Raw genomic sequence first — 23,570 nt, 5'->3', positions numbered from 1 at the left:
GAGGGGTTCACCATGAGCATCGACAGCATCATCGACTTCGCCCAGACCATTACCGAGGCCGAACGCTACCGCCCGGCAGCGGAGAAAATCCTCAAGGGCGAACCCGACCAGGCCGTCTACAACCACTATTCCAGCCCATGCGGGCAATTCGCCGCGGGCGTCTGGGAGGGTGAGGTGGGCCAATGGACGGTGAACTACACCGAGCACGAATACTGCGAGATCGTCCAGGGCGTCTCGGTGCTGCGTGACGAGGCAGGCAATGCCAAGACCCTGCGTACCGGTGATCGGTTCGTCATCCCGGCGGGCTTCAAGGGCACCTGGGAAGTGCTGGAGCCGTGCCGCAAGATCTATGTGATGTTCGAACAGAAGTAAGCCCGCCTTTGCCACTTGGGGCCATGGGGCTGCAAAGCGGCCCTGAGTGGCAGCCAATGGCTGACCGCCAGGCATAAAAAAACCCGCCTCCTTGTGGATGCGGGTTTTTTCAGGTCGCCGATCAATTACTTGATCTTGGCTTCCTTGTAGATCACGTGCTTACGGACGACCGGATCGTATTTCTTGATCTCGATCTTGTCCGGAGTGGTGCGCTTGTTCTTGTCGGTGGTGTAGAAGTGGCCAGTGCCAGCACTCGATACCAGACGGATCAGTTCACGCATGATGTTCTCCCTTAAACCTTGGCGCCGCTGCGGCGGATGTCGGCCAGAACGGCATCGATACCGCGCTTGTCGATGATACGCATGCCCTTGGCGGAAACGCGCAGACGCACGAAGCGCTTCTCGGACTCAACCCAGAAACGGTGGTGCTGCAGGTTCGGCAGGAAACGACGACGGGTTTTGTTGTTTGCGTGGGAAATGTTGTTCCCGGTTACCGGACCCTTACCGGTAACTTGACAGACTCTCGACATGCCTCAGCCCTCTAAAACCACATGCCCAACCCGGCATGGGTTGGCCGCTTAATCTCTCAGTCTTTGGCGCCAGGCGCCGTGATTCCGGGGGTCTTATCGACCGGATCCGCAGGTGCGACAGGCCGAGCCCCTAGAAAAGAGCGCTGCTTTATACCAGAAAGACTCGGCCACAACAATAGATGATACGTATCCTGGCTGGGCCGAGCGCGCCTGGCCAGCATAGCGACAAGCCTCGCGCACTGTCGACCGCTCGTCGCAGAGAAGACGAAAAAGAAGGTGGTCATTTATCGACGCGCACACTAGGGTAGGACGTTTCCTCACTGCACAGTCAGATGGGCCACAAGGAGTCCAGCATGCGTGTCGCCGCCCTTTCACTGTTGTTCACCTCCCTGTTCGCCGCAGGCCTCGCCCAGGCGGCGCCCCTCTCCGTCTGCACCGAGGCCAGCCCCGAAGGTTTCGACGTCGTCCAATACAACTCGTTGACCACCACCAATGCCTCGGCCGACGTGCTGATGAACCGCCTGGTGGAGTTCGATGCGAACCAGGGCAAGGTCGTGCCTAGCCTTGCGCAAAGCTGGACGGTGTCCGATGACGGCCTGGTCTATGACTTCAAGCTGCGCAACGGCGTGAAATTCCATGCCACGCCCTGGTTCAAGCCAAGCCGCGAACTGGACGCCGACGACGTGCTGTTCAGCTTCCAGCGCATGCTCTACCCCGCCCACGCCTGGCACAAGACAGCCCCGGGCGGCTACCCGCATGCCCAGTCGCTGCAACTGGGCAGCCTGATCAAGCTGATCGAGGCGCCGGAGCCGCACACCGTGCGCTTCACCCTCACCCACCCGGACGCGACCTTCCTGGCGACCCTGAGCATGGGCTTCGCCTCGATCTATTCCGCCGAGTACGCCGACAAGCTGCTCAAGGCCGGCACCCCGGAAAAGCTCAACAGCCAGCCGGTGGGTACCGGGCCGTTCATGTTCCAGCGCTTCCAGAAGGACGCCGTGGTGCGCTACCGCGCCAACCCCGACTACTTCGCCGGCAAGCCCACGGTCGACCCGCTGATCTACGCCATCACCCCAGACGCCAACGTGCGCCTGCAGAAGCTCAAGCGCGGCGAATGCCAGGTGGCGCTCTCGCCCAAGCCACTGGATGTCGCCGAAGCCGGCAAGGATGGCAACCTCGAGGTCGCGACCACCCCGGCGTTCATGACCGCCTTCGTCGCCATCAACAGCCAGCATCCGCCGCTGAACAAACCTGAAGTGCGCCAGGCGATCAACCTTGCCTTCGACAAGCCGGCCTACCTCAAGGCCGTGTTCGAGGACACCGCCACCGCCGCCAACGGCCCCTATCCGCCCAATACCTGGAGCTATGCCAAGGACCTGCCCGGCTATCCACAGGACCTGAAGAAGGCCAAGGCATTGCTGGCCAAGGCCGGCCTTGCGGACGGCTTCGCCACCACGATCTGGACCCGCCCCTCCGGCAGCCTGCTCAACCCCAACCCCAACCTGGGCGCACAGATGCTCCAGGCCGACCTGGCGAAAATCGGGATCAAGGCCGAGATCCGCGTGATCGAGTGGGGCGAACTGATCCGCCGCGCCAAGGCTGGCGAGCATGACCTGCTGTTCATGGGCTGGGCTGGCGACAACGGCGACCCGGACAACTTCCTCAGCCCGCAGTTTTCCTGCGCGGCGGTACAGTCGGGAACCAACTTCGCGCGCTTTTGCGACAGCCGCCTGGACCAGTTGATCAGCGCCGGTCGCACCACCAATGACCAGAGCGTGCGCAGCCGGCTGTACCAGCAGGCGCAAACGCTGATCCAGCAGCAGGCCCTGTGGGTACCGCTGGCGCATCCGACGGCGGCGACCTTGCTGCGCCAGGGGGTCGAGGGGTACCAGGTGAGCCCGTTCGGGCGCTTGGATTTCAGCAAGGTCTCGGTAAGCCGCTGAAGATGATGCAGGCTGTACCGGCCTATTCGCGGGCAAGCCCGCCCCCACATGGCCCTGCAAGCCACATCATGTGTGCTCGACTCAGGCCCTGTGGGAGCGGGCTTGCCCGCGAATAGGCCGGTACTGGCCCCCTGGACCATCAGGTCGCGATCCACCCATGCTCGACCATGGACAGTGGCTCACCATCGCCAACGATGATGTGGTCGAGCACCCGCACATCGATCAAGGCCAGCGCCCGCTTCAGCGAAAGCGTCATGTGCACGTCGTTCTGGCTGGGCTCACAGTGGCCGGAAGGATGGTTGTGACAGAGGATCAGCGCCGCCGCGTTATGCAACAACGCCCGGCGCACGACTTCGCGCGGGTAGATGCTTGCCCGGTCGATCGTGCCTCTGAACAGGATCTCGAAAGCCAGTGGCCTGTGTTTGGTATCAAGAAACAGGCAGCCAAACACTTCGCTGGCCTCATGACGCAACATTGACTTGAGATAACGCCGCACCGCCGACGGGCTCTCCAGGGCCGGAGCACGCTCGATGCTCTCGTCCAGGTAGCGCCGGCCAATCTCGAGCAATGCCTGCAACTGGGCGTACTTCACCGGCCCCAAGCCAGGCTCGCTGAGGATCGCCCCACGATCGGCCTCCAGGAACTGCCGCAAACCACCAAAACGCACCAGCAACCCTCGGGCGAGGTCCAGCACATTACGCCCGGCAACCCCCGACCCCAGCAGCACGGCCATCAGTTCGGCATCCGACAACACCGCAGCCCCGCGCTGCAGCAACTTCTCCCTCGGCCGCTCCTGCGCCGGCCACTCCCTGATGCTCATCCCCTCTCCTTGCGTCGTACTGCGGCACATTTGAGCCCTGTGTTAATCTATCCCGCTCCGTAGATGCGACGTTCTGCCGCAGGCAGTTGTCGTCGCCGCCCGCTTTCACTGGAAAAAGGCAAGCCTATGCAGCGGCTGTATCGCAAGCGCATCGTTCTCGGCGTGGGTGGCGGCATCGCCGCCTACAAGAGCGCCGAGCTGATTCGCCGACTCCTGGAACACGGCGCGCAAGTGCGCGTCGTCATGACCCGCGGCGGCGCCGAGTTCATCACGCCGCTGACCCTGCAGGCGCTGTCCGGCCACCCGGTGCACATGGATCTGCTCGATCCCGCCGCCGAAGCGGCCATGGGGCACATCGAACTGGCCAAGTGGGCCGACCTGGTGCTGATCGCCCCGGCCACCGCCGACCTCATGGCGCGCCTGGCCCAAGGCATGGCCGACGACCTGCTGACCACCCTGGTGCTGGCCACCGACGCCACCGTCGCCGTGGCGCCGGCCATGAACCAGGCCATGTGGCGCGACCCAGCCACCCAAGCCAACCTCGACCTGCTCAAGAGCCGCGGCATCCAGGTGTTCGGCCCGGCCTCCGGCAGCCAGGCCTGCGGCGACGTGGGCCTTGGCCGCATGCTCGAAGCCACGGACCTCGCCTGGTGCGCCGCCGAAAGCTTCAAGCGCCAGGCACTGACCGGCAAGCACGTGCTGATCACCGCCGGGCCGACCCAGGAAAACATCGACCCGGTGCGCTACATCACCAATCATAGCTCCGGCAAGATGGGCTTCGCCCTGGCCGAGGCGGCCGCCGAAGCCGGGGCTCGGGTGACCCTCGTCACCGGTCCGGTGCACCTGCCGACGCCCGATCGTGTCAACCGCATCGACGTGGTGAGCGCGCGGGACATGCTCGCCGCGTGCGAGGCCGCCATGCCCTGCGACCTGTTCATCGCCTCGGCTGCGGTCGCAGACTACCGCCCCGAGGTCGTCGCCCCGCAAAAACTCAAGAAAGATCCCACGACCGGCGACGGCATGCTGCTGCAGATGGTGCGCAATCCAGATATCCTTGCGACCATCGCTGGCCGCCCCGATCGCCCGTTCAGCGTCGGCTTCGCCGCCGAGACCGAGCACCTGCTCGACTACGCCACGCGCAAGCTCAAGGACAAGAACCTCGACCTGATCGTCGCCAATGATGTGGCCAACCCCAGCATCGGCTTCAACAGCGAGGAAAACGCCCTGACCGTGATCGACCGCCAGCAACACCAGACCCTCTTCGCGCAGACCAGCAAGGGCAAGATCGCCCGCCAGTTGGTCGCCTTCATCGCCGAACGGCTCAACCAGGTCCAATAAGCTACATGCACGCTCTCCAAGCCAAGATCCTCGACCCTCGCCTGGGCAACGAATTCCCCCTGCCGCAATACGCCACCCCTGGCTCCGCCGGCCTTGACCTGCGCGCCCTGCTCAAGGAAGACACCGTCCTCGAGCCGGGCCAGACCCTGCTGATCCCCACCGGCCTGTCGGTGTACATCGGCGACCCGGGCCTGGCCGCCATGATCCTGCCCCGCTCGGGACTGGGCCACAAGCACGGCATCGTGCTGGGCAACCTGGTCGGCCTGATCGACTCGGACTACCAGGGCGAGCTGATGGTGTCGTGCTGGAACCGTGGCAACACCCCGTTCACCATCGCCGTCGGCGAGCGCATCGCACAGCTGGTGCTGGTGCCCGTGGTGCAAGCACATTTCGATATCGTCGAATCCTTCGACGAGAGCCAGCGCGGTGCCGGCGGCTTCGGCCATTCCGGCAGCCACTGAGCCGGCTCGACGACCGTTCAGGCCATGGATGGCGAACTCTCTGGCGAAAGCATCGTCCAAGCGTTCAATTCGCGCCTGCCCAAAAGCCTTTGATTATTGGAGTTCCAGAGATGAATGACATGGCCCAGCTGGTACCCGCACTGCCCGACAGCATCTTCCGCGCTTACGACATCCGCGGCGTGGTCGGCAAGACCCTGACCGGCGAGACCGCCTATTGGATCGGCCGCGCCATCGGCGCACAGAGCCTGGCCCAGGGCGAGCCCCAGGTTTCGGTCGGCCGTGACGGCCGCCTGTCCGGCCCGATGCTGGTGGAACAGCTGATCAAGGGGCTGGCCGATGCCGGCTGCCAGGTCAGCAATGTCGGCCTGGTACCGACCCCGGCGCTGTACTATGCCGCCAACGTGCTGGCCGGCAAGTCCGGCGTGATGCTCACCGGCAGCCACAACCCGCCCGACTACAACGGTTTCAAGATCGTCATCGCCGGCGACACCCTGGCCAACGAGCAGATCCAGGCCCTGCTGACCCGCCTGAAGACCAACGACCTCAGCCGTGGCGAAGGCCGCGTGGAAAAGGTCGAGATCCTCGAGCGCTACTTCCAGCAGATCACCCGCGACGTGAAGCTGGCCAGGAAGCTGAAAGTGGTGGTGGACTGCGGCAACGGCGCCGCCGGCGTCATCGCCCCGCAGTTGATCGAAGCCCTGGGCTGCGATGTGATCCCGCTGTTCTGCGAGGTCGACGGCAACTTCCCCAACCACCATCCGGACCCGGGCAAGCCCGAGAACCTCGAAGACCTGATCGCCAAGGTCAAGGAAACCGGTGCCGACATCGGCCTGGCCTTCGACGGTGACGGCGACCGCGTCGGCGTGGTGACCAATACCGGCAGCATCGTCTACCCGGACCGCCTGCTGATGCTCTTCGCCCAGGACGTGCTGTCGCGCAATCCGGGCGCCGAGATCATTTTCGACGTCAAGTGCACCCGCCGCCTGACCCCGCTGATCGAGCAGCACGGCGGCCGCGCGCTAATGTGGAAGACCGGCCATTCGTTGATCAAGAAGAAGATGAAGCAGACCGGCTCCTTGTTGGCCGGCGAGATGAGCGGGCACATCTTCATCAAGGAGCGCTGGTACGGCTTCGACGACGGTATCTACAGCGCCGCGCGTCTGCTGGAGATCCTCAGCAAGGCCGACCAGGATGCCGAAACCCTGTTCGCCGCGTTCCCGAACGATATTTCCACGCCGGAAATCAACATTGATGTGACCGACGAGAGTAAATTCAGCATCATTGATGCGCTGCAACGCGACGCCGACTGGGGCGAAGCCAACCTGACCACCATCGACGGTGTGCGGGTCGACTACGCCCACGGCTGGGGCCTGGTCCGCGCCTCCAATACCACACCGGTGCTGGTGCTGCGCTTCGAGGCCGACAGCGACGCCGAGCTGCAACGTATCCAGGCTGTTTTCCGCTCGCAGTTGCTGCGGGTCGATCCAGCCCTGCAACTGCCGTTCTGACCGACTATCTGTTCCTTACTGGAGCCCTGCATGACCCTCGATCGCGATGCCGCTTCCCAAGTCGCCAAGGTACTGTCCGAAGCGCTGCCCTACATCCGCCGCTTTGTCGGCAAGACCCTGGTGATCAAGTACGGCGGCAACGCGATGGAGAGCGAGGAGCTCAAGACCGGCTTCGCCCGCGACATCGTGCTGATGAAGGCCGTCGGCATCAACCCGGTGGTGGTGCACGGCGGCGGCCCGCAGATCGGCGACCTGCTCAAGCGCCTGTCGATCGAGAGCCACTTCATCGATGGCATGCGCGTCACCGACTCGGCGACCATGGACGTGGTGGAGATGGTCCTGGGCGGCCAGGTCAACAAGGACATCGTCAACCTGATCAACCGTCATGGCGGCAGCGCCATCGGCCTGACCGGCAAGGACGCCGAGCTGATCCGTGCACGCAAGCTCACCGTCACCCGTCAGACACCGGACATGACCCAGCCGGAGATCATCGACATCGGCCATGTGGGCGAGGTGGTCAGCGTCAACACCGAGTTGCTGAACATGCTGGTCAAGGGCGATTTCATCCCGGTGATCGCGCCGATCGGCGTGGGCGCCAACGGTGAGTCGTACAACATCAACGCCGACCTGGTCGCCGGCAAGGTGGCCGAGGCGCTGAAGGCCGAGAAGCTGATGCTGCTGACCAACATCGCCGGCCTGATGGACAAGCAGGGCCAGGTCCTCACGGGCCTGACCACCGAGCAGGTCAACGAGCTGATCGCCGACGGCACCATCTACGGCGGCATGCTGCCGAAGATCAAGTGCGCGCTGGAAGCGGTGCAAGGTGGCGTGAACAGCTCGCACATCATCGATGGCCGCGTGCCGAACGCGGTGCTGCTGGAGATCTTCACCGACAGCGGCGTGGGTACCCTGATCACCAACCGCAAGCGGCATTGATCGCCTGCACCGGCGATAGGCCGCTGCAGACAACAGCACAAAAAGGCGACCTCGGAGGTCGCCTTTTTCATTACCTGTGTCAGGATCAGATCCCGTACTGCGCCCGATAGGCCTCCACAGCCGGCAGATGCTGCTTGAGCTGCGGATCGTCCGCCAGGAATTCCAGCACCTGGGTCAGCGAGACGATGCTCACCACCGGGATGCCGAAATCGCGCTCTACTTCCTGGATAGCCGACAGCTCGCCGTTGCCACGCTCCTCGCGGTTCAGCGCGATCAGCACGCCCGCGGCCTTGGCCTGCTGGGCATTGATGATCTGCATGACCTCGCGGATGGCGGTACCGGCAGTGATCACGTCGTCGATGATCAGCACCTCACCGGCCAGCGGCGCGCCGACCAGGCTGCCGCCTTCGCCGTGGTCCTTGGCTTCCTTGCGGTTGAAGCACCAGGGCACGTCGAGCTGGTGTTGCTCGGCCAGGGCCACCGCGGTGGCCGCCGCCAGAGGAATGCCCTTGTAGGCCGGGCCGAACAGCACGTCGAAGGGGATCTTGCTGTCGACGATGGCCGCCGCGTAGCAACGCCCCAGCTGGGCCAGGGCCGAACCGCTGTTGAACAGGCCGGCATTGAAGAAGTACGGGCTGGTACGCCCCGATTTCAGGGTGAACTCACCGAAGCGCAGAACCCCGCGATCGATGGCAAAACGAATGAAGTCGCGCTGATACGGCTGCATGAAGAGTCCCGGACACCACGGATTTAGCTAAATGGGTTGAGCTCGGGTATCATACACGCACGAGATTTTTGGGGCCATTTATGCGGATCATCAGTGTGAACGTGAATGGCATTCAGGCTGCGGCCGAGCGTGGATTGCTCAGCTGGCTGCAAGCCCAGAATGCCGACGTCATCTGCCTTCAGGATACCCGCGCCTCGGCCTTTGAACTCGACGACCCAGCTTTCCAGCTCGATGGCTATTTCCTTTACGCCTGCGACGCGGAAGTGCCTGCCCAGGGTGGCGTGGCACTGTATTCGCGGATGCAGCCCAAGGCAGTCATCACCGGCCTGGGCTTCGAGACAGCCGACCGCTACGGGCGTTACCTGCAGGCCGATTTCGACAAGGTAAGCATCGCCAGCCTGCTGCTACCTTCGGGAATGAACGGCGACGAAGACTTGAACCAGAAGTTCAAGTTGATGGACGATTTCGCCAAGTACCTGGACAAGCAGCGACGCAAGCGTCGCGAATACATCTATTGCGGCTCGCTCTACGTGGCGCAGCAGAAGCTCGACATCAAGAACTGGCGCGACAGCCAGCAGTCGCCGGGCTTCCTGCCACCGGAGCGCGCGTGGATGGATGCGATCATCGGCGACATGGGCTATGTCGATGCCCTGCGCGAAGTCAGTCGCGAAGGCGACCAGTACAGCTGGTGGCCCGACAACGAGCAGGCCGAGATGCTCAACCTGGGCTACCGGTTCGACTACCAGATCCTGACCTCGGGCCTGCGCCGCTTCGTGCGCAATGCGCGCCTGCCGCGTCAGCCACGCTTCTCCCAGCATGCGCCGCTGATCGTGGACTATGACTGGACACTGACCATCTAAAGTGTGGCCTGGTCCTTCGCGGGCTTGCCCGCGAAGAGGACAGCACAAATGAAAAAGCCGACCTCGAGGTTAATGTCAGTCAGTTAAGCAGCGCTTTGTCATTTTTGGGGCTACCTTGCAGCCCATCGCCGGCAAGCCGGCTCCCACAGAGACCGCGGCGACCACATATGATGCGGTTTGCACGGACAATGTGGGAGCCGGCTTGCCGGCGATGGGGCGCGAAGCGGCCCCAAATGACAACTGAAAGTCTTAACTGACCGGCATTGACCTCTAGGTCGGCTTTTTCATTTCTATTTCAGCGGCCGCCAGATCAGCGGATAACGATACGGCTGCCCCTCGTTGGCCTTGACCCCGGCAAGAATGATCAGGATCAGCACCGCCACCACGAGGATGGCGAACAGCACGATCCCCACCAGAACGAACATCAGCAGGAAGCAGATGACCCCGGCGATGGTCACGCTGATCTGGAAGTTCAGCGCCTCCTTGCCCTGGGCATCGATGAACGGGTCCAGCTCACGCTTCCAGATCCACAGCACCAGCGGGCCCAGCAGGTGCCCGAGGGGCACCACCAGGCCGAGCAGCGCCGCAAGGTGACAGAACATCGCCCATTGCCGGATCTCGGCATTGGGCGGGGTGATCGGCAGGTTCGGATCGCTCATGTGCCTCCCCTCCTTGGCGTGGCGGTCAGTCGGCCAGCGAGGCCTGCTGCAGTTCGAAGATCTCGTTCATGCCCTTTTGCGCCAGGGCCAGCATGGCGTTGAAGTCTTCAGGCTGGAAGGGCGCGCCTTCAGCGGTGCCCTGCACCTCGATGAAGCCGCCCGCGCTGGTCATGACCACGTTCAGGTCGGTCTCGGCGGCGGAATCTTCCAGGTAGTCCAGGTCGAGCACCGCCTCGCCCTGGTACATGCCCACCGACACGGCGGCGATCATGTGTTTGAGCGGGTCGCCGCCCTTCAGGCCACCGCGCTTCTTGATCACGCGCAGGGCATCGACCAGGGCGACCATGGCGCCAGTGATCGAGGCGGTACGGGTGCCACCGTCGGCCTGGATCACGTCGCAGTCGACGTACAGGGTGACGTCGCCAAGCTTGCTCATGTCCAGCGCGGCGCGCAGGGAGCGGCCGATCAGGCGCTGGATCTCCAGGGTGCGGCCACCCTGCTTGCCGCGGCTGGCCTCGCGCTGGTTACGCTCGCCCGTGGAGCGCGGCAGCATGCCGTACTCGGCGGTCAGCCAACCCTGGCCCTGGCCTTTGAGGAAGCGGGGCACACCATTCTCGACGCTGACCGTGCAGACGACCTTGGTGTCGCCGAACTCGACCAGTACCGATCCCTCGGCGTGCTTGGTGTAGTTGCGGGTGATGCGGATCGAGCGGAGCTGATCGGCGGCGCGACCACTTGGACGTTTCATCTGGGATACCTGTACCGGGACATTTGAATCTGCCGAGCATTATAGAGCCCGCCGCCCCGGGAAGACATGCCTATTGTCGCGCCCCTGGCAGCCTGTCGACTTTTCCTGGTGACCGGCAAGCCCTTCTGTAGCATGGGCGGATTGGGCGGCCGCGCCGCACTGCGCTACAATCCTGCGCCTTGCAGCCGAAAGGCTTCCCCGTTCCCCATCTTTGCGAGGTACTCCCCATGGTGCATAGCATGACCGCTTTTGCTCGTGTCGAGCGCGCCGGCAGCCAAGGCACCCTGGTCTGGGAGCTGCGCTCGATCAACCACCGCTACCTGGAACCCCACCTGCGCCTGCCCGAGGCCCTGCGTGACCTGGAAGGCGCCGTGCGCGAAGGCCTGCGCCAGGGTCTGTCACGCGGCAAGGTGGAATGCACCCTGCGCTTGAACGAAGACAGCACCGGCAAGCCGTTGCAGGTCGATCGCGAGCGCGCCGCGCAACTGGTCGCCGCCGCCGAGAGCGTCGCCGCGCTGATCAAGCAGCCGGCGCCGCTCAATCCGCTGGAGGTCCTGGCCTGGCCGGGCGTGCTGGTCGCCGACGCCAGCGATCCCCAGGCCCTCAATGCCGAGGCCATGGCGCTGTTCGACGAAGCCCTCGAGCAGCTCAAGGCCGGCCGCCAGCGCGAAGGCCAGGAACTGGCCCGGCTGATCAACGAGCGCCTGGACGGCATGGCCAGCGAGGTCACCACCCTGCGCGCCCTGGTGCCCCAAATGCTGGCCGCCCAGCGGCAGAAGATCCTCGACCGCTTCAGCGACCTGCAGGCCGAGCTCGAGCCGCAGCGCCTGGAGCAGGAGATGGTCCTGCTGGCGCAGAAAAGCGATGTCGCCGAGGAACTGGATCGCCTGAACACCCATATCACCGAAGTGCGACGGGTGCTCAAGTCCGGCGGCGCCGCCGGCCGGCGCCTGGACTTCCTGATGCAGGAACTCAACCGCGAGGCCAACACCCTGGGCTCCAAGGCCTTCGACCCACGCAGCACCCAAGCGGCGGTCAACCTCAAGGTGCTGATCGAACAGATGCGTGAACAAGTACAGAACATCGAGTAAGGCCACCCCACCATGAATCACAGCAGCGGTACCCTCTACATCGTCTCGGCGCCGTCCGGCGCCGGCAAGACCAGCCTGGTCACGGCGCTGACCCAGGCCGACCCACAGATCCGCGTCTCGGTCTCCCACACCACCCGCGCCATGCGCCCGGGCGAGCAGCACGGGGTGAACTACCACTTCGTCGCCCACGAGGAGTTCAAGGTACTGATCGACAAGGGTGACTTCCTCGAGCACGCCGAGGTCTTCGGCAACTTCTACGGCACCTCGCGCAGCGCGTTGCAGCAGACCCTGGACCAGGGTTTCGACCTGATCCTCGAGATCGACTGGCAGGGCGCCCAGCAAGTGCGCGAGCTGATGCCGGAGGCCTTGTCGGTGTTCATCCTGCCGCCCAGCCAGGAGGCGCTGCGCCATCGCCTGGACAACCGTGGCCAGGACAGCGAGGCGATCATCGCCGGGCGCATGAAGGAAGCGGTCAGCGAGATGGTGCACTACGACGAGTACGACTACGTCATCATCAACGATGACTTCGACGTTGCGCTGGAGGACCTGAAGGCGGTGTTCCGCGCGAACCGCCTGCAGCTTCAGAAGCAGCAACAGCGCCACGGGGCGCTGCTCAAGCAACTGATCGGTTGACCTTCTGATCGGGGCCTCTGCGAGGCCCTTGTGTCGCGAAAAGGGGCGCAAAGCGCCCCCAAACGTTATTCCTGCAGTTGCAAGGTGGCCTGCTGGCGCAAGGTCGCGCCGAGGAAGTACGCCGGTGCACGCCAGCGTGACAGCACCATCAGGACGATACCCAGCGCCGAAATGATCGCGGCGATCACAAATACCAGCCCCAGGCCGCCCACGTGCGAGCCACTGCCGAAGTCCGGCGAGGCACTGTCGATCGCGGTGCGCACGAAGATCACCGAGAGAATGACACCCCCGAGCAGCGGGCACAGGCCACGCATGAAGAAGTGGCGCAGGCTGTCGAACAGGCTGTGGCGGAAGTACCAGACGCAGGCGAACGCCGTCAGCGAATAGTAGAAGCAGATCATCATGCCCAGGGCGGTGATGGTATCGGCCAGCACGTTCTCGCTGAGGGTGCGCATGGTCACGTAGAACAGGCCTGCCGCGACGCCGGCGCAGATGGTGGCGTAGCGTGGCGTTTGCGAGCGTGGGCAGACGCTGGCGAAGCGCTGCGGCACGGCGCCGTAGTAACCCATGGCGAGCAGGGTGCGCGCCGGCGATACGAAGGTCGATTGCAGCGAAGCCGCGGTGCTCGCCAACACGGCGATGGACATCAGGATCGCCAGCGGCCCCATGACCGGACCGGCCAGGTGGGCGAAGACGTTCTCCTGGATACGCGGGTTGCCAAGGCCCAGGCCGACGTCGCTGATCCCGGCGAATTGCAGGGTAGCGATGGAAGTCAGCAGGTACAGGCCGAGGATCAGCAGCACGGTCCAGGTAGCGGCCTTGCCCGGTACCTCATCGCTGCCCACCGACTCCTCGCTGACCGTCAGGCACACGTCCCAACCCCAGAAGATGAAGATCGACAGGGACAGGCCCGCGGCAAAGGCGGAGAACGACTCGACGCCGAACGGGTTGAACCAGGCGAAATCGAACGCCAACGGTGGCGGCGCGGTGGTCTCGCCGAAAGCGGCGAAGGCAAAACCGATCAGCACCAGCAACTGCAGGGCGACCAACCCGTACTGCACGGTCATGGTGGTGCCCATGCCGCGACAACAGATCCACACCGCCAGGCCGATGAACACGCAACAGGTGGTGATGTTGACCAATAGGTTGTCGGCCAGCGCGGCCAGTGCAGAGTTGCCAGTGATCTGTCCGAGGAACAGGTAGAAGAAGTCGACGGCGACACCCGCCAGGTTGGACAGCACGATGGTGGTGGCGACCACCAGTCCCCAGCCGCCGATCCAGCCGATCATCGGGCCGAAGGCGCGGGCCGACCAGGTGAAGGACGTGCCGCTGTCCGGCTCGGCCGCATTCAGCTCGCGATAGCCGAGGGCGACCAGCAGCATGGGCAGGAAGCCGACGATGAACACCGCCGGAAGGTGGGCGCCGACTTCGCGCACGGTCGGGCCGAGCGCACCGGTCAGGGTATAGACCGGGGCGATGGTGGAAATGCCCAGCACTACGCTGGCCAGCAGGCCCAGGCGGCCCTTGGCCAGGCCTTTGCTGGCGCGCTGAGTGTTGCCCGCGTCGGTCGCCCCATCGGGTGGGCGGCCGGCTTCTGTGTATTCGCTCATGAGTATGTGCCGTTGCTCTTGGTATTGTTTTCACAGGCCTTGCGAACAAGGCCCGCTTTCACTCATTGAAAGCTGCAGCAGGAAGCGGGTCATCCAAGACCTTCGGTTAACGTCAGAATGCGTTCTGGCGCGAAACCTCCCGTGCAGCATGGGCAATGCAGGCCTCGCGAAACGCCTGGAACAGGCGCAGGGAGACCGGGTTTTCGGCGAAACGCCATTCCGGGTGCCATTGCACGCCGAGCACGAAGCCCGGCGCGTCGCTCATGGACACCGCTTCGATCAGGCCATCCGGGGCCCGTGCCTCGACACGCAGCCCAGGGGCCAGACGGTCGATGCCCTGGCTGTGCAGCGAGTTGACCTCGAACTGCGCCGCCAGGCCCAAGCGCTCGAACACCCCACCCGGCTCGATGCCGACGGGGTGACGAGGGCTGTATTGCACCTCCAGGGGGGCGTCCACAGGTTCGCGGTGGTCCAGGTAGCCGGGCAGCTCATGCACCCGTTGGTGCAAGGTGCCTCCGAGGGCCACGTTCAGTTCCTGGAAACCACGGCAGATGCAGAACACCGGCACGCCGGCAGCGATCGCCGCCTGCAGCAACGGCAGGGTCAGGCGGTCACGCGCGGGGTCGTGGCGGGTCCCTTCCACGCTGGGCGCGCCATTGTAATGATGCGGCTCGACATTAGAAGGCGAACCGGTAAAAAGAATGCCATCGAGGTGGGCCAGCAGTGCACCGGGGTCGCTGGCCACGTCACGGGCCGGAAGGATCAGCGGGATCCCGGCGAAACCGGCCGCCTCGACATACTTGTCGCCCACCGTGTGCGACGAGTTCTTCCCCACCTGCTGGCGGCAGGCGCTGACACCGATCAGAGGAACCGCATTTGCGCTCATGGGCTTACACCGTGTGCAGGTACCAGTTGTACTCGAGGTCGGAGATCGACACTTCGAACTCGGCCAGCTCGCTTTCCTTGCAGGCGACGAAGATATCGATGTAGTCCGGGCTGATGTATTGGTTGAGGATCTCGCTGTCGTCCAGCGCGCGCAGGGCGTCGCGCAGGTTGTTCGGCAGGCTCTGCTCCAGTTGCTCGTACGAGTTGCCTTCGATCGGCGCGCCCGGTTCGAGCGTGTGGGTCAGGCCGTGGTGGATGCCAGCCAGGATCGCCGCCAGCATCAGGTACGGGTTGGCGTCGGCGCCGGCCACGCGGTGCTCGATGCGCACGTTCTCGCTGCTGTCGGTCGGTACACGAACGGCCACGGTACGGTTGTCCAAGCCCCAGCTCGGCGCATTCGGCACATAGAACTGCGCACCGAAGCGGCGGTAGGAGTTGACGTTCGGGCAGAGGAAGGCCATCGAGGCCGGCATGGTCTCCAGCACGCCGGCGACGGCATGGCGCAGCGGTGCGCTCTCGAGCGGATCATCGCTGGCGAAGAGGTTCTTGCCGGTCTTCTTGTCGAGCAGCGAGATGTGCACGTGCAAGCCGTTGCCTGCCTGGCCCGGGTAGGGCTTGGCCATGAAGGTGGTATCCATCTCATGGTCGTAGGCGATGTTCTTGATCAGGCGCTTGAGCAGGATCGCGTAGTCGCACGCCTTGAGTGGGTCGGCGACGTGGTGCAGGTTGACCTCGAACTGCGCCGGGGCGCTTTCCTTGACGATGGCGTCGGCCGGGATGCCCTGCTCCTTGGCGGCTTCGAGCATGTCCTGGAGGCAGTCGGCGTATTCGTCGAGGTCGTCGATCAGGTAGACCTGGGTCGACTGCGGGCGCTTGCCGGAGATCGGCGAGCGCGGCGGCTGCGGACGGCCGTTGAGGTTGTCCTGGTCGATCAGGTAGAACTCCAGCTCGAACGCCGCGCAGATGTCCAGGCCCAGGTCATCGAACCGGCTCACCACCTGGCGCAGCACCTCGCGCGGGTCGGCGAAGAACGGTGCGCCGTCCAGTTCGTGCATGGTCATCAGCAACTGGGCGGTGGGGCGCTTCTGCCAGGGCTCGTCGGCCAGGGTGCCGGGGATCGGGTAGCAGATGCGGTCGGCATCGCCGATGTCCAGGCCGAGGCCTGTGCTCTCGACAGTGGAACCGTTGATGTCCAGGGCGAAGAGGGAGGCCGGCAGGTTGATGCCTTTCTCGTACACCTTGTGCAGGCTGGCCCGCTCGATGCGCTTGCCACGTACCACGCCGTTCATGTCGGAGATCAGCAGGTCGACGAACTGCGTATCCGGGTGAGCCTCTAGGAATTCATTCATCTCGCTGGAAGAACTGGCGCACGGGGTGACCGACGTCATGGCTGTACATCCTTTGGTTCGGGGCGGCGATGTGGAGGGATACGGCTGGCGCCTCGCGGGCGGCGATGGTTGCTGCTGTTGTTCTTTTCACTTTCCCATCGTGGGGATCGGGTGCCGACCGGGTGCATTGATTCCCGGGGGCCGTTCCACTATAAAATGGCCTCAACGCAACAGACATTGGCATTTCGGCAAGCAGAGCGTGCACCAATGCAATATCAGATCACCCATGCCGACCTCTCCCTGGTCCTGGCCCTGGAGCGCGGTCGGTCGCTGGCCAAGGCCGCCGAACTGCTCAAGGTCGACGTCTCGACCGTGTTCCGCTCGATCCGTCGCCTGGAGTCGGCGCTGGGCACCGCCCTGTTCGTCAAGAGCCGCAAGGGCTACCTGCCGACCGACACCGCCCAGGCCCTGGCCGAACAGGCCGAGCGCGCCGAGCAGGCGCTGGACGCCGCACGCATCGCCCTGACCAGCGGCGAGCAGGTGGTCAGCGGCACGGTACGCCTGACCTGCACCGAGGCCGTGCTGCACAGCCTGTTGCTACCGGCGCTGGCGACCTTCATGCCGAACTACCCGGCGCTGTCCCTGGAGCTGGGTACCTCGAACACCTTCGCCAACCTCAGCCGGCGCGATGCGGACATCGCCCTGCGCCTGACCAATACGCCGCCGGAGCACCTGGTGGGACGTTGCCTGGGCTCGACCTCCTATGTGCTGTGCGGCCACCCGCACTTTCGCGAACGCCTGGCCGAATCGCCGGCCAGCGTGCCGTGGATCGGCCCGGACGACGCCATGCAGGACCACCCCACGGTGGTCTGGCGCAACCAGCAGTACCCGGGGTTGATCCCGCGCTACCAGTGCAGCGGCATGTCGACCATCGCCCAACTGGTCAGTACCGGCATGGGCGTGGCCGCCCTGGCCGATTACATGGTGCATGCCATGCCCGGCGTCGAGGCGCTGAGCGGCCCCCTGCCCGGCTGCGACACCCAGCTGTGGCTGCTGACCCGTCCCGACTGCCGTGCCCTGCGCTCGGTGCAGACCCTGTTCGAAGAACTCACCCCACGCCTGCGCGACGCCATGCTGCGCTGATGCGTCAAGGACGGTTGTAACAGGCCGCAGGGAACCGTTATCGTCAGGTATCGGTCCAGGTTTTACCTTGCGGCCCCTCCTGGGCGTGCCCGCGAAGAGCCGGACACAAGGCCGCCGGCCCCGCACCCGACAAAACAGCGCTTCCCTATTGGCTGGTGATTTTTTAAACTATCGAGTCCGCCCGCCCATTCTGGGCTGCACGCTTACCGCATTCGCTACGAGGAAGACCATGGCCCGCGTAACCGTTGAAGATTGTCTAGAACACGTGGATAACCGCTTTGAGCTGGTCATGCTCTCGACCAAGCGCGCCCGTCAGCTGGCCACCGGCGGCAAGGAGCCGAAGGTCGCCTGGGAAAACGACAAGCCGACCGTAGTCGCCCTGCGCGAGATCGCCGAAGGCATCGTCACCCCTGAGTTCATCGCCGCCGAAGAGATCGTCACCGAGGATCCGGTCTTCGCCGCGTTCGAGGACGAGAACAACGAGGCTGTCTGATCCATGCCCGGTCGACGTCGCGCGGCACCAGGCCCTCTTCCTCGGCAGGAGGTGAACCCATGCCGGGTATAGAAGCCCTCGCCGAACGGCTGTCGACCTACCTCGGCCATGACCAGGTCAACCTGGTCCGCCGGGCCTATTTCTATGCCGAGCAGGCACACGATGGCCAGCGCCGCCGCAGCGGCGAGCCCTACGTGACCCACCCGCTGGCGGTAGCCAGCATTCTCGCCGACATGCACATGGACCATCAGAGCCTGATGGCCGCCATGCTGCACGACGTGATCGAAGACACCGGCATCGCCAAGGAAGCCCTCAGCCAGCAGTTCGGCGAAACCGTCGCCGAGCTGGTCGATGGGGTCAGCAAGCTGACCCAGATGAACTTCGAGACCAAGGCCGAGGCCCAGGCGGAGAACTTCCAGAAGATGGCCATGGCCATGGCCCGCGACATCCGCGTGATCCTGGTCAAGCTGGCCGACCGCCTGCACAACATGCGCACCCTGGAAGTACTGTCCGGCGAGAAACGCCGGCGCATCGCCAAGGAAACCCTGGAGATCTACGCCCCCATCGCCAACCGCCTGGGGATGCACAACGTGCGCGTGGAGTTCGAGGACCTGGGCTTCAAGGCCATGCACCCGATGCGCTCGTCGCTGATCCACCGGGCGGTCAAGAGCGCCCGTGGCAACCGCAAGGAGATCGTCGCCAAGATCGAGCACTCCCTGGCCAACTGCCTGGCCGCGGACGGTATCGAGGGCGAGGTCAGCGGCCGGCAGAAGCACCTCTATGGCATCTACAAGAAGATGCGTGGCAAACGCCGCGCCTTCAACGAGATCATGGACGTGTACGCCTTCCGCATCATCGTCGACAAGGTCGATACCTGCTACCGCGTGCTCGGCGCCGTGCACAACCTGTACAAGCCGCTGCCCGGGCGCTTCAAGGACTACATCGCGATCCCCAAGGCCAACGGCTACCAGTCGCTGCACACCACGCTGTTCGGCATGCACGGCGTGCCCATCGAGATCCAGATCCGCACCCGCGAGATGGAAGAGATGGCCAACAACGGCATCGCCGCGCACTGGCTGTACAAGTCCAACGAGGACGAACAGCCCAAGGGCAACCATGCCCGCGCCCGCCAGTGGGTCAAGGGCATCCTGGAGCTGCAGCAACGCGCCGGCAACTCCCTGGAATTCATCGAGAGCGTGAAGATCGACCTGTTCCCCGACGAGGTCTACGTCTTCACGCCCAAGGGACGGATCATGGAGCTGCCCAAGGGCTCCACCGCCGTCGACTTCGCCTACGCGGTCCACACCGACGTCGGCAACAGCTGTATCGCCTGCCGCATCAACCGCCGCCTGGCGCCGCTGTCGGAGCCGCTGCAAAGCGGTTCGACCGTGGAGATCGTCAGCGCCCCGGGGGCCCGGCCAAACCCGGCCTGGCTCAACTTCGTGGTGACCGGCAAGGCGCGCACGCACATCCGCCATGCGCTCAAGCAGCAACGCCGCTCCGAGTCCATCAGCCTGGGCGAGCGCCTGCTGAACAAGGTCCTGACCGGTTTCGACAACAGCCTCGACAAGATCCCGCAGGAACGTATCCAGGCGATCCTCACCGAGTACCGCCTGGAGCTGGTCGAAGACCTGCTGGAAGACATCGGCCTGGGCAACCGCATGGCCTACGTGGTCGCCCGTCGCCTGCTGTCCGCCGAGGGCGAGCAGCTGCCGGCACCGGAGGGCCCGCTGGCCATCCGTGGCACCGAGGGCCTGGTGCTCAGCTACGCCAAGTGCTGCACGCCGATCCCCGGCGACCCGATCGTCGGCCACCTGTCGGCGGGCAAGGGCATGGTCGTGCACCTGGAGAACTGCCGCAACATCAGTGAAATCCGCCACAATCCGGAGAAATGCCTGCAACTCTCCTGGGCCAAGGACGTCACCGGCGAGTTCAATGTCGAGCTGCGCGTCGAACTGGAACACCAGCGTGGCCTGATCGCCCTGCTGGCCAGCAGCGTCAATGCCGCCGACGGCAACATCGAGAAAATCAGCATGGACGAACGCGACGGCCGTATCAGCGTGGTCCAGTTGGTGGTCAGCGTGCGCGACCGCGTGCACCTGGCCCGCGTGATCAAGAAACTGCGTACCCTGACCGGCGTGGTCCGCATCACCCGCATGCGTACGTAGTCCGTCAACAGCAAGGAGTCAACATGACCAAGACCGTCATCAACAGCGACAAGGCCCCCGCCGCCATCGGCACCTACTCCCAGGCGATCAAGGCCGGCAACACCGTGTACATGTCCGGCCAGATCCCGCTGGACCCGAAGACCATGGAACTGGTCGAAGGCTTCGAAGCCCAGACCGTCCAGGTCTTCGAGAACCTCAAGGCCGTGGCCGAGGCCGCTGGCGGTTCGTTCAAGGACATCGTCAAGCTGAACATCTTCCTCACCGACCTGAGCCACTTCGCCAAGGTCAACGAGATCATGGGCCGCTACTTCGAGCAGCCCTACCCGGCCCGCGCCGCCATCGGCGTCGCCGCGCTGCCGAAAGGCTCCCAGGTCGAGATGGACGCCATCCTGGTCATCGAGTGACGCCCCTGGTGACGGGCGTCCAGCCCGTCACCTCTGCCCCAAGGTTTCCCATCATGCGCCATGCCCTGCCCCTTGCACTGGCAGCCCTGCTCTTGGGCGGCTGTGCCAGTCACAAGCCCGAAGACTACAACGGCACCTGGATCAACCAGGCGGCCATCGATGCCGCCGCCGAAGGCGGCAGTTTGCGCCAGGCCCTGTCCGAACAAGGCCCGGTATTCGAATGGAAGATCGACGTCGCCAACCAGCAGGCCAGCTTCAGCAACGGCTTCGAGGCGGCCGACGGGCGCCTGAGCGCCAGCGACAAGGACTGGCTGGTCACCTTCAACGGTGACGAGAACGGACAGCTCAAGCTCGACGGCAGCAAGCTGCAGGCCACCGACCAGGCCGGCAAGCGGCAGACGTTCGTGCGTGCCAAGCCTGCCGCGCCCGCCAATGCCCCGCTGGGCAGCAGCTTCGAGAAGGCACTGTACAAGGCGTACCTGGGCGGCGACTGGAAGATCGTCGAAGGCCCGGGCAAAGGCGCCTTGGTACGCTTCACCGACAACGGCAACGTCACCGGCCTGCCCGGCCCGGACCGCTATGCGCTGTGCCTGGCTGGCGCCTGCGCGGCCATGGGCGGCGACAACGACAGCCTGTGGCTGGAGCGTAACCAGCGTGGTGCGCCGTGGATCTTCAAGCGCGACGACGACACCCTGGAGATCTTCCAGGCGCTCAACCGCGCCCAGCCGAACGAAATGCCGCAACTGGTACCCGGCGCCCGCCAGTGGGTGCTGGAGCGCGACTGACCCGGCCAGGGATTGCGGCGGTCGTACCGCCGCATTCGTGGGCAAGCCAATACAGGGTCCGAAGCGGCCCCAGCATCTGGCTCACCCCCGCCCTTCGAGGATCGCCGCATACCCTTCCCTGTAGCTCGGATACTGCGGCGCCCACCCCAGCGCCCGGGCCCTGGCATTGCGGCAACGCTTGCTGCCCGTGCGCCGTACCCGCTGCTCCTCGGACCATTCGGTGACGCCCATGTGCTGGCGCAACCAGGCGACCACCTCGGCCAGCGGCGCCGGATCGTCATCGACACCGATGTAGCAATCCTCCAGCGCGACCCCATCGGCGTCGGCCTGCAGCAGGAAATCCAGCAAGCTCGCCGCATCCTCGGCATGAATGCGATTGCCGTACAGCGGCGGCTCCTCGGCCACGCGATAACCCTGGCGCACCTGGCTGAGCAACCATTCACGCCCCGGCCCGTAGATACCGGTCAAGCGCACCACACTGGCAGGGATGCCACTTTCCAGCGCCAGCCGCTCCGCCTCGAGCATGACACGCCCCGAATACCCCTCGGGCGCGGTGGCGGCGGTTTCGTCGATCCATTCGCCATCCTTCTGCGCATAGACGCTGCTGCTGGAGACGAACAGCAGCCGGCGCGGCCGCTGCCCCTTCTGCACCAACCACCCGAGCACATGGCGCAAACCCTCGACATAGGCAGCCTGGTACCCCGCCTCGTCATGCTGGCTGGCCGCCACGCAATACACCAAGTAATCCGGCGTGCGCTGCGGCCAGGCATCGGGAATACGGCCATCGGCCAGGTCGGCGGGAACCGGGTGAACGCCTTGCGGCAACTCGCCCACCGAGCGCCTCAGGCCCTCGACATGCCAGCCACGAGCGAGCAACCGGCGCGCCAGGCGCCCGCCCACATCCCCGCAACCTACGATCAATGCAGAACGACCTGACATTGCTAGACTCCTCCTTCCAAAGGCTCAGGCTAACGGGATTACACGATCAACGGTTATACAAAGGTGAAAAAAAGCAACGGCATTACTTCTGCTAACAAGAATTACTTGCAATAATGGCGCCCCTATCTGTTCTCGGCCCACCTCGAGGCTGTGGAGAACGTCACTCTTTTTTCTTCATCAGGTCCGGCCAGCATGACTCGTACTCAACCTTCCGCTTCGCCAACCACGCCGCGTGCATGGCGCGCCATCGCCGCGCTGATGTTCAGCCTGGTGCTGGCCCCGGTCGCCATGGCCGAAGAGCCTGTCGCACCGGCTGCCAATGTACCGGCCGCCACCGCCCCGGCTGACTCGGTCGCACCGGCAGGCGAGGCGCAGGCACCTGTTGCGCCTGCCGCCAACGCTGACACCGCTGCCCCGGCCCCTGCGGACGCCCAGGCGCCAGCCGGCGAGAACGTCGAGGCACTGGTCGAGGACACCACCCTGGGCATGGCCCATGACCTGTCGCCCTGGGGCATGTACAAGAACGCCGACGTGGTCGTCAAAGCCGTGATGATCGGCCTGGCCATCGCCTCGATCATCACCTGGACCATCTGGATCGCCAAAGGCTTCGAGCTGATGGGCGCCAAGCGTCGCCTGCGGGGCGAGGTCGAGGTCCTGAAGAAGGTCGCCAGCCTCAAGGAAGCCAGTGAAGCCTCGACCAAGGAGGGCACCCTGGCCCACACCCTGGTCCACGAAGCCCTCGAGGAAATGCGCCTGTCGGCCAACACCCGCGAGAAGGAAGGCATCAAGGAGCGCGTCAGCTTCCGCCTGGAGCGCCTGGTCGCCGCCAGCGGTCGCAACATGAGCAGCGGCACCGGCGTGCTCGCCACCATCGGCTCGACCGCACCGTTCGTCGGCCTGTTCGGCACCGTGTGGGGCATCATGAACAGCTTCATCGGCATCGCCAAGACCCAGACCACCAACCTGGCGGTCGTCGCCCCGGGTATCGCCGAGGCCCTGCTGGCCACCGCGCTGGGCCTGGTCGCGGCGATCCCGGCCGTGGTCATCTACAACGTCTTCGCCCGCTCCATCACCGGCTACAAGGCCCAGGTCTCCGACGCCTCGGCGCAGGTCCTGCTGCTGGTCAGCCGTGACCTGGACCATCAGGGCAGCGAGCGCGCCGCCCCGCACATGGTGAAAGTGGGGTAAGC

General features: G+C 64.7%; 24 protein-coding genes and 1 pseudogene. 15 read left to right on the top strand and 10 right to left on the bottom strand.

The window, feature by feature from the left end:
* Window positions 1-12: 12 nt before the first annotated feature.
* On the top strand, window positions 13-372 hold the full coding sequence (locus NJF35_RS03125) for a cupin domain-containing protein (RefSeq protein WP_253080648.1): 360 nt from the start codon (window positions 13-15) through the stop codon (window positions 370-372).
* Window positions 373-497: 125 nt separating this feature from the next.
* On the opposite strand, the gene rpmG is transcribed toward NJF35_RS03125, so the two are convergent.
* Together rpmG and rpmB are read right to left on the bottom strand one after the other, a co-directional pair.
* Complete coding sequence (rpmG, locus tag NJF35_RS03120; RefSeq protein ID WP_012703270.1) at window positions 498-653, bottom strand: 50S ribosomal protein L33; 156 nt, start codon at window positions 651-653, stop codon at window positions 498-500.
* 11 nt (window positions 654-664) lie between these two features.
* Window positions 665-901, bottom strand: coding sequence for a 50S ribosomal protein L28 (gene rpmB, locus NJF35_RS03115; protein WP_225786753.1), 237 nt, complete (start codon window positions 899-901; stop codon window positions 665-667).
* Between the two features lie 353 nt (window positions 902-1,254).
* Between rpmB and NJF35_RS03110 the strand changes: the two genes are divergently transcribed.
* Window positions 1,255-2,844 (top strand): ABC transporter substrate-binding protein, encoded by a 1,590-nt coding sequence (locus NJF35_RS03110; RefSeq protein ID WP_253080649.1) that lies wholly within the window; start codon window positions 1,255-1,257, stop codon window positions 2,842-2,844.
* Window positions 2,845-2,983: 139 nt separating this feature from the next.
* Here NJF35_RS03110 and radC read toward each other — a convergent pair whose 3' ends face one another.
* The gene (radC, locus tag NJF35_RS03105) at window positions 2,984-3,664 is read right to left on the bottom strand and encodes a RadC family protein (RefSeq protein WP_225786755.1); all 681 of its coding nucleotides are present in this window, start codon (window positions 3,662-3,664) and stop codon (window positions 2,984-2,986) included.
* A 126-nt stretch (window positions 3,665-3,790) separates the two neighbouring features.
* On the opposite strand from radC, the gene coaBC reads away from it, so the two are divergent.
* The 4 genes and pseudogenes from coaBC to argB all read left to right on the top strand — a co-directional run bounded on the left by coaBC (window position 3,791) and on the right by argB (window position 7,907).
* Entirely contained in the window at window positions 3,791-5,002 is a 1,212-nt protein-coding gene (gene coaBC / locus NJF35_RS03100; protein ID WP_225786756.1) for a bifunctional phosphopantothenoylcysteine decarboxylase/phosphopantothenate--cysteine ligase CoaBC, read from the top strand.
* A gap of 5 nt (window positions 5,003-5,007) precedes the next feature.
* Window positions 5,008-5,463, top strand: a complete 456-nt coding sequence (gene dut, locus NJF35_RS03095) for a dUTP diphosphatase (RefSeq protein WP_225786757.1) — start codon at window positions 5,008-5,010, stop codon at window positions 5,461-5,463.
* 134 nt (window positions 5,464-5,597) lie between these two features.
* A pseudogene (locus NJF35_RS03090) lies at window positions 5,598-6,971 on the top strand (phosphomannomutase/phosphoglucomutase); the annotation flags it as partial.
* Between the two features lie 30 nt (window positions 6,972-7,001).
* Window positions 7,002-7,907, top strand: coding sequence for an acetylglutamate kinase (argB, locus tag NJF35_RS03085; protein WP_225786758.1), 906 nt, complete (start codon window positions 7,002-7,004; stop codon window positions 7,905-7,907).
* A gap of 85 nt (window positions 7,908-7,992) precedes the next feature.
* Here the strand turns inward: argB and pyrE are convergent, their stop codons facing one another.
* Window positions 7,993-8,634 (bottom strand): orotate phosphoribosyltransferase, encoded by a 642-nt coding sequence (gene pyrE, locus NJF35_RS03080; RefSeq protein ID WP_170033799.1) that lies wholly within the window; start codon window positions 8,632-8,634, stop codon window positions 7,993-7,995.
* 80 nt (window positions 8,635-8,714) lie between these two features.
* On the opposite strand from pyrE, the gene NJF35_RS03075 reads away from it, so the two are divergent.
* Window positions 8,715-9,494 carry an exodeoxyribonuclease III gene (locus NJF35_RS03075; RefSeq protein ID WP_225786759.1) on the top strand — a complete coding sequence of 260 codons (780 nt, stop codon included), beginning with the start codon at window positions 8,715-8,717 and terminating at the stop codon, window positions 9,492-9,494.
* A 290-nt stretch (window positions 9,495-9,784) separates the two neighbouring features.
* Here the strand turns inward: NJF35_RS03075 and NJF35_RS03070 are convergent, their stop codons facing one another.
* Both NJF35_RS03070 and rph read right to left on the bottom strand, forming a co-directional pair.
* Entirely contained in the window at window positions 9,785-10,153 is a 369-nt protein-coding gene (locus NJF35_RS03070) for a DUF4870 domain-containing protein (protein ID WP_253080391.1), read from the bottom strand.
* A 25-nt stretch (window positions 10,154-10,178) separates the two neighbouring features.
* On the bottom strand, window positions 10,179-10,901 hold the full coding sequence (rph, locus tag NJF35_RS03065; RefSeq protein WP_225786761.1) for a ribonuclease PH: 723 nt from the start codon (window positions 10,899-10,901) through the stop codon (window positions 10,179-10,181).
* Between the two features lie 227 nt (window positions 10,902-11,128).
* Here rph and NJF35_RS03060 point away from each other — a divergent pair, with 227 nt between their 5' ends.
* On the top strand, window positions 11,129-11,992 hold the full coding sequence (locus NJF35_RS03060; RefSeq protein WP_225786762.1) for a YicC/YloC family endoribonuclease: 864 nt from the start codon (window positions 11,129-11,131) through the stop codon (window positions 11,990-11,992).
* A 12-nt stretch (window positions 11,993-12,004) separates the two neighbouring features.
* Complete coding sequence (gene gmk, locus NJF35_RS03055; protein WP_225786763.1) at window positions 12,005-12,625, top strand: guanylate kinase; 621 nt, start codon at window positions 12,005-12,007, stop codon at window positions 12,623-12,625.
* 65 nt (window positions 12,626-12,690) lie between these two features.
* On the opposite strand, the gene NJF35_RS03050 is transcribed toward gmk, so the two are convergent.
* The 3 genes from NJF35_RS03050 to NJF35_RS03040 form a co-directional block, all read right to left on the bottom strand.
* Window positions 12,691-14,235: an APC family permease gene (locus tag NJF35_RS03050; RefSeq protein ID WP_225786764.1), complete on the bottom strand. Its 1,545-nt coding sequence runs from the start codon at window positions 14,233-14,235 to the stop codon at window positions 12,691-12,693.
* A 112-nt stretch (window positions 14,236-14,347) separates the two neighbouring features.
* Entirely contained in the window at window positions 14,348-15,121 is a 774-nt protein-coding gene (locus NJF35_RS03045; protein ID WP_225786765.1) for a gamma-glutamyl-gamma-aminobutyrate hydrolase family protein, read from the bottom strand.
* A gap of 4 nt (window positions 15,122-15,125) precedes the next feature.
* A complete protein-coding gene (locus NJF35_RS03040) occupies window positions 15,126-16,508 on the bottom strand; it encodes a glutamine synthetase family protein (protein WP_225786766.1) in 1,383 nt (460 codons plus the stop codon).
* 207 nt (window positions 16,509-16,715) lie between these two features.
* Between NJF35_RS03040 and NJF35_RS03035 the strand changes: the two genes are divergently transcribed.
* The 5 genes from NJF35_RS03035 to NJF35_RS03015 all read left to right on the top strand — a co-directional run bounded on the left by NJF35_RS03035 (window position 16,716) and on the right by NJF35_RS03015 (window position 21,441).
* A complete protein-coding gene (locus NJF35_RS03035; protein ID WP_225786767.1) occupies window positions 16,716-17,591 on the top strand; it encodes a LysR family transcriptional regulator in 876 nt (291 codons plus the stop codon).
* 229 nt (window positions 17,592-17,820) lie between these two features.
* Entirely contained in the window at window positions 17,821-18,084 is a 264-nt protein-coding gene (gene rpoZ / locus NJF35_RS03030; RefSeq protein ID WP_225786768.1) for a DNA-directed RNA polymerase subunit omega, read from the top strand.
* A 59-nt stretch (window positions 18,085-18,143) separates the two neighbouring features.
* Window positions 18,144-20,252: a bifunctional GTP diphosphokinase/guanosine-3',5'-bis pyrophosphate 3'-pyrophosphohydrolase gene (gene spoT / locus NJF35_RS03025; protein WP_253090661.1), complete on the top strand. Its 2,109-nt coding sequence runs from the start codon at window positions 18,144-18,146 to the stop codon at window positions 20,250-20,252.
* Window positions 20,253-20,275: 23 nt separating this feature from the next.
* Complete coding sequence (locus tag NJF35_RS03020) at window positions 20,276-20,656, top strand: RidA family protein (protein WP_043209898.1); 381 nt, start codon at window positions 20,276-20,278, stop codon at window positions 20,654-20,656.
* A gap of 53 nt (window positions 20,657-20,709) precedes the next feature.
* On the top strand, window positions 20,710-21,441 hold the full coding sequence (locus NJF35_RS03015; RefSeq protein ID WP_253090660.1) for a hypothetical protein: 732 nt from the start codon (window positions 20,710-20,712) through the stop codon (window positions 21,439-21,441).
* Window positions 21,442-21,522: 81 nt separating this feature from the next.
* Here the strand turns inward: NJF35_RS03015 and NJF35_RS03010 are convergent, their stop codons facing one another.
* Window positions 21,523-22,380 (bottom strand): NAD-dependent epimerase/dehydratase family protein, encoded by an 858-nt coding sequence (locus NJF35_RS03010; protein ID WP_225786771.1) that lies wholly within the window; start codon window positions 22,378-22,380, stop codon window positions 21,523-21,525.
* Between the two features lie 192 nt (window positions 22,381-22,572).
* Between NJF35_RS03010 and exbB the strand changes: the two genes are divergently transcribed.
* Window positions 22,573-23,568 carry a tonB-system energizer ExbB gene (gene exbB, locus NJF35_RS03005; RefSeq protein WP_225786772.1) on the top strand — a complete coding sequence of 332 codons (996 nt, stop codon included), beginning with the start codon at window positions 22,573-22,575 and terminating at the stop codon, window positions 23,566-23,568.
* Window positions 23,569-23,570 lie beyond the last annotated feature (2 nt).

Source organism: Pseudomonas guariconensis (assembly GCF_024127895.1).
GTDB lineage: Bacteria > Pseudomonadota > Gammaproteobacteria > Pseudomonadales > Pseudomonadaceae > Aquipseudomonas > Aquipseudomonas guariconensis_B.
Note: the sequence above shows the minus strand (reverse complement) of the source record. Positions and strands in the feature narration are given on the sequence as shown.